Genomic DNA, 6,674 nt, shown 5'->3' with positions numbered 1-6,674 from the left:
GCATGGGAGAGCGTGGATGCTGGCGACTGAAGGCATACTTATTCATTTTACTATGGGCGTGTTCCCGGACATGATATGACTGCAATTACAGTAGAATTGGTGAATATGACATAGTAAAAATTGTACAGAAATCATGACTATCGAGCTACAGATTTTTCAAACGGTCGTCAAAATGCCAGAATCTCTCAAACAAGAGATATTGCATTATGCAAAATATCTACTTGAAAAACACGCCAAAACAGAATCATCTCCCGAACAAATTGAACAACCTCATGGTTATGGTAGTTGGGCAGGTCAGATCGTTATGTCTGATGATTTCGATGAACCCCTGGAAGATTTAAAGGAATATATGTAACATGGAATCCCTTTTAGATACTCATGCCTTTCTGTGGTATTTGCTTGGCGATTCCAATCTAGGTAGTAAAGCAAAAGAAGCGATCGATACTAAAACAGGTTTATATTTTAGTATTGCCAGCCTGTGGGAAATCTCTATTAAAATTAATGTCGGTAAGCTTCACCTGAATCGACCATTTGAAGACCTGCCGAAGGAATTGCAATACATTAACGCTCAAATTCTACCAATTACACTGGAAGACACTGAGATTTACGCAGGTCTTCCTCTGCATCATCGAGATCCCTTCGATCGCATTCTGGTAGCACAGACCATGAATCATTCGCTGGTTTTGATTAGTCGCGATGAGGCTTTTGATGCTTATCCAATTCAGCGAGTTTGGTCATAAAGAAGGCAAAAATTTTATACTAGCGATCGCCCCTACCTAATTAATAACCAAAAACAAAATAAACATACAGAAACCCGGCTGCTTCAAAACACCGGGTTTCTCCATATTGTTGCTGCATTTTTGACCGATCAAACTCCGTTTATGTAAGCCATAACTGGAGTACCTTGCTGCTGCTGCGCCATTTCCAAAAGGCGTTGAATGCGATCCTCTGTCGGCGGGTGAGTGCGGAAAAGTGACTGCAAACCTTTAGTCGAAAAAGGATTCACAATTAGCAGCGGCGACATCGCAGGATTGCCGTGCATCGGAATTTCATGACCCATTTTCTCTAATTTTTGCAGGGCGTTTGCTAAGCCGATCGGGTTATTTGTGATTTCCACCGCACCGCTGTCGGCTGCAAATTCCCTCGTCCGAGAAATCGCCAATTGAATTACGGTTGCTGATAGCGGTGCTAAAATGATTAAAAACAGCAAACCAAACGGATTCGCGCCTTGTCTGCTATCCCGCGTTACCGGGCCGTAAAGCGCTCCAAAAGTCAGTATTCGCCCGACAAATGTAATAGCCCCGGCAATTGTTCCTGCAACTGCTTGAGTGAGGGTGTCGCGGTTGCGGATGTGCGTGAGTTCGTGCGCTAAAACGCCTTCCAATTCTTCGCGGGAAAGCAGCTTGATGATGCCTTCAGTAACTGCTATTGTTGCGTGTTCCGGGTCTCTTCCTGTTGCGAAGGCGTTCGGAGATTGAGTGGGAACTAGAAATATTTTCGGCACCGGAATTTGGGCTTTTTCGCTCAGCGATGCTACCATATCGTAGATTTCTGGTGCTTCGCTGCGGGCGATCGGCTGAGCGCGGTAAGCCATTAACGCGGCCGTGTCGGAATAGTACCAAGAGCTAAAACTTGAGAAGGCGGCTAGCGCTAAACCGATGTAAAGTCCTTGTTCGTTGCCGATTAAATAATAACTTCCTAAAACGAGAAGGCCGCTTAGGAGTCCTAAGAGAGCGGCTGTTCTGAGTTGATTTGTTCCTAGCATGGCGGGTTGAGGGCGATCGCTATTTTGATATTTTTTATCTTGTAATTAGATTTTCATAGTTGCGGGCGATCGCGCCTCTATCTGCCGAAATAAATGCTACAGCCAATAGTAGTATTTCAAGTTTTCTGTCAGAAACTGGGAATGCCTCGGGAGGCTCTGTCGCCTGCTCTCACAAGGCGGTAGAGTCGCAGGATATGACATTTCCAGGCTCTGAGTGGAAACCAGATCCAATCCACAAAATAAACGCAGACAATCTTACTTTCATCTGCGTTTACCTGCGTTCATCTGCGGTTTAATTCTCCAACCCTAAACCGCTTGCACTTCCTTTTCCTCAACAGCAACAGGTTCTTGATATACAGTTTGAGACTCATTAGCCAAAAACTCAGCCAATTGAGCTTCAATTTCATCCCGCACAATCTGGCGATATTCCAGGAAATGCTCGTTGTGAGCGCAGACTGTCAAATAGTGATCCCAAACTGCAGGATTGCGCTTGAGAATGCTGAACAAATGATGCCAAAACTTCCAGCGAGTTTTGCGCTTGACTCCCTGCCGCCAAACCACAGTTAGCAGTGCTCGCAAATCGATCCAACTGGGAACTCTCGCAGGTATCTTTGCTGTAGGTGCACCCAACATTAAGAAATGGCGATAAGTCCGGTCTAAATATTTCTCAGCATCGTACACTTCGCAGAATGCCTCGACATATTCGCGGGCAATATCTTCGAGAGGCCGCGTCGGGATAAAGTTCATCAAGGTAGTCTGGTTGAGGTTGCCAGATTTGTCGCGCAACCGCCCTTCTTTTGCTAGTCTGTGGGACAATGCCGTGTGCGGCAAAGCTTGCAGCATTCCAAAGGTTGTGCTCGGAATGGCTGCTGCTTCGGCAAACTTGACAATCCGCTGACCGGCACCGGGTTTTTCGCCGTCAAATCCAATGATAAATCCGGCCATTACTCGCAAACCGGATTTGGCAATTAACTCTACGGATTCGATCAGGGAATTGCGGGTATTTTGGAATTTCTTGGTCATTTGCAGGCTTTCTTCATCGGGAGTTTCAATCCCTAGAAACACTGCATTGAAATTGCAAGCAACCATCATGTCCATCAATTCTTGATCTTGGGCTAAGTCGATGGATGCTTCTGTGTTGAAAGTAAAGGGGAATTTGTGTTCTTCTTGCCAGACTTTTAAGTCTTTTAGCAACAGTTTGACGCTGCGTTTGTTGCCGATAAAGTTGTCGTCTACCATGAACACGCCGCGCCGCCACCCCAAGTTGTAGAGATAGTCTAATTCTGCTATCAATTGTTGGGGGTTTTTGGTGCGAGGTTTGCGGCCGTAGAGGACGATGATATCGCAGAATTCGCACTGGAAAGGACAGCCGCGCGAAAATTGAATCGACATCGAGTCGTAGGCGTCTAATTCCAGCAAGTCGAAGCGGGGAACGGGGGTTGTGGTAACATCGGGTTTTACGCCGTCCGATCGATAAATTCCGCTTTTTTCGCCACGCCCGATTGCTTCGACGAACATCGGCAAGGTGATTTCGCCTTCGTCGAGAATCAGGTAATCTATGCCCGCTGCTTGAGGTTCTTCGGGTACGGAAGTGGGGTAGGGGCCTCCGCAAGCTACGGATTTACCGCGCCGTTTTGCTTCGCGAATGATGTCTAGCAAATCTTCTTTTTGGACAATCATGGCGGACAGAATAACGAGCTCTGCCCATTCCCATTCTGCTTCTGTGATTTGTCTGATGTTGCGATCGACTAACTTAAATTCCCATTCTTGGGGTAAAATAGCTGCTACTGTTACCAAACCCAGCGGTGGCAGCAGCACTTTACGATCAACTAATTCTAGGATTTTCTCGTAAGACCAAAATGTTTTCGGAAACAGCGGGTAAACTAGAAGAACTCGCATTATATGTTAAACCTCACATCAGTAAACAACTTGCGATCGGGCTGGCGGGGCGTGAGAGTTCGATCGACTCTCAAGACTTCATGTTAAGGCTAAAATTACGATCTTGCACTCGATCAAATATCTGGCGAGGGGTGACACCCCCTAAGCCACACACAATGAGCGCAATTTTTAGCTTGCAGTTCCCTGTTAAAGTTTGCAAATGCTGATATCTTATCGTATTTGACCCTTAATTGACGATAATCGCATTTAAAAAGCATGGGATTAAGGCAAAAAAAACTGGAAACAGTAAATTACTGCTTTGGTGCGCCATAAGAACCCTACATTAGTTGTTTAATGCACATTTTCTCTTCCTTTTTCCTCAACATTCATCCGTTACATCCGTTACATCCGTTACATCCGTTATAAAATCCGCTGCCGAACTTCCCTCTTCCTTCTAATTTGAATCTTTGCCGGGAATCCCGCTAGTTCTTAACATATCGGCAACTGTGCCGCAGTAACTCGGCATTCCTATGCTTTCGGGATTCACAAGATTTTGATAGGTAAAATGGCGGTAGCTGATGCAAAATCTATCCCAAGCAGCCACTTGAATTCGGAACAGCCAAATAAAGAAATCGGCTAGCCAAGGTGACAGAGTAATCCGAAAAAATATGTTTTTATTCAAATACTTGCAAGCTTGTTCTACCACTTCGTTAGCTGTAATCGGGGGATTTCCTAGCACAAAATGTCGCGTTTCCTCGGAAGCAGGCGGATGTTGAACTAAATAATTAACTACTTTAGCAATATCTGCGCCGTGGATGAAGTGAAAACTGCCATCTGCCTTAAACCAGCGAATCAAACCAATCCATTTTGCGACAAGTGGCAGACCAGAGGACAAGTGAGAGACTGGTTTTTCTGCGTCTCCTCCCAGTACTAATGTCGGGTAAAGTGCCGTAATTGGAGGCACATTTGTCAAAGCTGACAAATGCACCATGCAGTTGTATTTTGAGCTAATATAATCTGTCCCCAGTTCTCCGGCTTCTTTCAGCAAATTGTTGTCTCGACCGAGAATACTGGCGGTTGAAAAATAAATTACTTGTTGGCAAGTCTGTGGCGAAAGTAGTTGAATTAGCTGGAGAGTTTTCGTTACGTTAACGTCAAACACTTCTTGAGTTCCTCCCCAAGCAGTGGCAGCTAAAATTGCGACATTAATTGTTTGCAAAAGTTCGGCGTGTTGCTCGATATCTCGCATATCGCCTTGTAATATATGGATGCCGGGGCGGGCTTTCCAGTCAAATTTTAATTTTTCTGGGTTGCGAACTAATAAGTAAAGTTCGTGGTTTGTTTCTTGAATCAAAGTTTCGGCCATGTAGTGACCGATACAGCCACTTGCACCCGTCACAAAAATTTTTTTTGAGTTCATTTTGCCGCAGGGGAAGAGGGTTTTTTTGACTTGATGCTGAGGCTAAGATCCCCCCTCGCCCCCCTTCTTAAGGGGGGACAAGATTATTGTCAAAGTCCCGCTTCTTAAGGGGGATTTAGGGGGATCTCTACTCGGTTATAAGCGAGATTTGTCAGGGGTTGTTACTCGTTACCAGGCTCTGACCTGGTAAGGCAGATCAGGAGGCTCTGCCTCCATTTTACGCGAGGCAGAGCCTCTGGATATGGGTTCACCAGGCAGAGCCGGGGAACCAGTTAAAACCAGTTCGCAATCAATTTCAAGCAGCAACTGCAAGCAATTTGTCGGCTTGTTTTGCGGTTTCAAAGAAGAAACGCACGTTATCTTCGGGAGTACCCGGTAATACGCCGTGTCCCAAATTGAGGATGTGTCCGCGCGGGCCCGCTTTGCGAATTGTATCAAGAATTCGATCGCGAATAAACGGTTGAGAACCAAACAAAACGCCGGGATCGAGATTTCCCTGAACGTTCATATTCGGGCCCAAACGCTTGCGCGCGTCGGCCATATCCACTGTCCAATCGACGCTGATGATATCCGCGCCGGATGTTGTCATGCGTTCGAGGAGGCCGGCGCTACCGGTGACTAACAGAATTAGCGGGGTGTCGGGATGGGTTTTTTTGACTTGCTCGAATACTTGTTTCTGGTAAGGTAGAGCGAAGGTGTCGTAGTCCTGCGGGGAGAGTTGGCCAGCCCAGGAGTCGAACATTTGCACTACTTGCGCGCCGCAGTCGATTTGATAGCGCACGTAAACGGCGATCGCATCGGCGAATTTCGACAGCAACTGATGCAGTAAAGTTGGATCGGAAAATGCCATGTTTTTGATGATGGCATAATCCTTAGAACCTTTGCCCTCAACCGCATAGGCCGCCAAAGTCCACGGCGCGCCGACAAAACCGAGCACGGTGGATTTGTTGCCGACTTCTTCGCGCAGGGATTTCAGGATTGTTTTGATAAACGGCAAGCTTTCGTCCGGGTTCAGCGGTTGCAGCGCGTCGATTTGCTGCTGAGTGCGGATGGGTGAGTGGATAATCGGGCCTTTGCCTTCGGCGATGTCCATGTCGATCCCCAAACCGGGCATCGGGGTGACAATATCGGAAAACAGAATTACGCCGTCGGGTTGAAACGCGCGCCACGGCTGAAGGGAAACTTCGATCGCCACTTCGGGGATTTCGGAACGTTCGCGAAACGAGGGATACTTTTCTCGCAAATCTCGATAAGCCTTCATGTAGCGGCCGGCTTGACGCATCATCCACACGGGCGGGCGGTCTAGGGTTTCGCCGCGGGCTGCCCGCAACAACAAGGGAACTTCATTTAATGCCGACATTTTAACTTTTCTCTACCTTAGATATTTCAATGCCTTTGGTAGCTTACCACTGTGCGATCGTCCTTTTTGACAAAAAATTCATCTGTCAGCGGGGAGGGAGATGAGGGGAGTGGCTGAGTTCGATAGCAACCTTCTGGCACGGTTAAGGAATTCTTAATAGCTGAAACTATTGCTAATAGGGAATTTTCCCATCCACGCTTCTGCTACAATGACAATGCAAACTAACAGAATCCGCGACCGCGACCTCAAGC

Annotated in this window: 6 protein-coding genes; 2 read left to right on the top strand and 4 right to left on the bottom strand. The window is 46.8% G+C overall.

What is annotated here, in order from left to right:
• The first annotated feature begins 133 nt into the window (after positions 1-133).
• Both vapB and QUA07_RS18560 read left to right on the top strand, forming a co-directional pair.
• Positions 134-355, top strand: coding sequence for a type II toxin-antitoxin system VapB family antitoxin (gene vapB / locus QUA07_RS18565; protein ID WP_333225032.1), 222 nt, complete (start codon positions 134-136; stop codon positions 353-355).
• Between the two features lies 1 nt (position 356).
• Entirely contained in the window at positions 357-740 is a 384-nt protein-coding gene (locus QUA07_RS18560) for a type II toxin-antitoxin system VapC family toxin (protein WP_190743312.1), read from the top strand.
• 128 nt (positions 741-868) lie between these two features.
• Here the strand turns inward: QUA07_RS18560 and QUA07_RS18555 are convergent, their stop codons facing one another.
• The 4 genes from QUA07_RS18555 to hemE all read right to left on the bottom strand — a co-directional run bounded on the left by QUA07_RS18555 (position 869) and on the right by hemE (position 6,423).
• Positions 869-1,765, bottom strand: coding sequence for a M48 family metalloprotease (locus tag QUA07_RS18555; RefSeq protein WP_333327705.1), 897 nt, complete (start codon positions 1,763-1,765; stop codon positions 869-871).
• A 306-nt stretch (positions 1,766-2,071) separates the two neighbouring features.
• On the bottom strand, positions 2,072-3,664 hold the full coding sequence (locus QUA07_RS18550) for a B12-binding domain-containing radical SAM protein (protein WP_333327702.1): 1,593 nt from the start codon (positions 3,662-3,664) through the stop codon (positions 2,072-2,074).
• A gap of 433 nt (positions 3,665-4,097) precedes the next feature.
• Positions 4,098-5,063: an NAD(P)-dependent oxidoreductase gene (locus tag QUA07_RS18545; protein WP_333327699.1), complete on the bottom strand. Its 966-nt coding sequence runs from the start codon at positions 5,061-5,063 to the stop codon at positions 4,098-4,100.
• Positions 5,064-5,358: 295 nt separating this feature from the next.
• Positions 5,359-6,423 carry a uroporphyrinogen decarboxylase gene (hemE, locus tag QUA07_RS18540; RefSeq protein WP_333327696.1) on the bottom strand — a complete coding sequence of 355 codons (1,065 nt, stop codon included), beginning with the start codon at positions 6,421-6,423 and terminating at the stop codon, positions 5,359-5,361.
• Between the last annotated feature and the right edge of the window lie 251 nt (positions 6,424-6,674).

It is taken from the genome of Microcoleus sp. T3_A4 (assembly GCF_036700465.1).
GTDB lineage: Bacteria > Cyanobacteriota > Cyanobacteriia > Cyanobacteriales > Microcoleaceae > Microcoleus.
The sequence above is the reverse complement of the archived record's forward strand: the minus strand, read 5'-3'. Positions and strand labels throughout refer to the sequence as shown.

What these genes read in the sequence shown, in the direction of transcription:
- vapB (WP_333225032.1), top strand. Translation starts at nt 134, where the DNA reads ATGACTATCGAGCTACAGATTTTTCAAACGGTCGTCAAAATGCCAGAA.
- QUA07_RS18560 (WP_190743312.1), top strand. Translation starts at nt 357, where the DNA reads ATGGAATCCCTTTTAGATACTCATGCCTTTCTGTGGTATTTGCTTGGC.
- QUA07_RS18555 (WP_333327705.1), bottom strand. Translation starts at nt 1,765, where the DNA reads ATGCTAGGAACAAATCAACTCAGAACAGCCGCTCTCTTAGGACTCCTA.
- QUA07_RS18550 (WP_333327702.1), bottom strand. Translation starts at nt 3,664, where the DNA reads ATGCGAGTTCTTCTAGTTTACCCGCTGTTTCCGAAAACATTTTGGTCT.
- QUA07_RS18545 (WP_333327699.1), bottom strand. Translation starts at nt 5,063, where the DNA reads ATGAACTCAAAAAAAATTTTTGTGACGGGTGCAAGTGGCTGTATCGGT.
- hemE (WP_333327696.1), bottom strand. Translation starts at nt 6,423, where the DNA reads ATGTCGGCATTAAATGAAGTTCCCTTGTTGTTGCGGGCAGCCCGCGGC.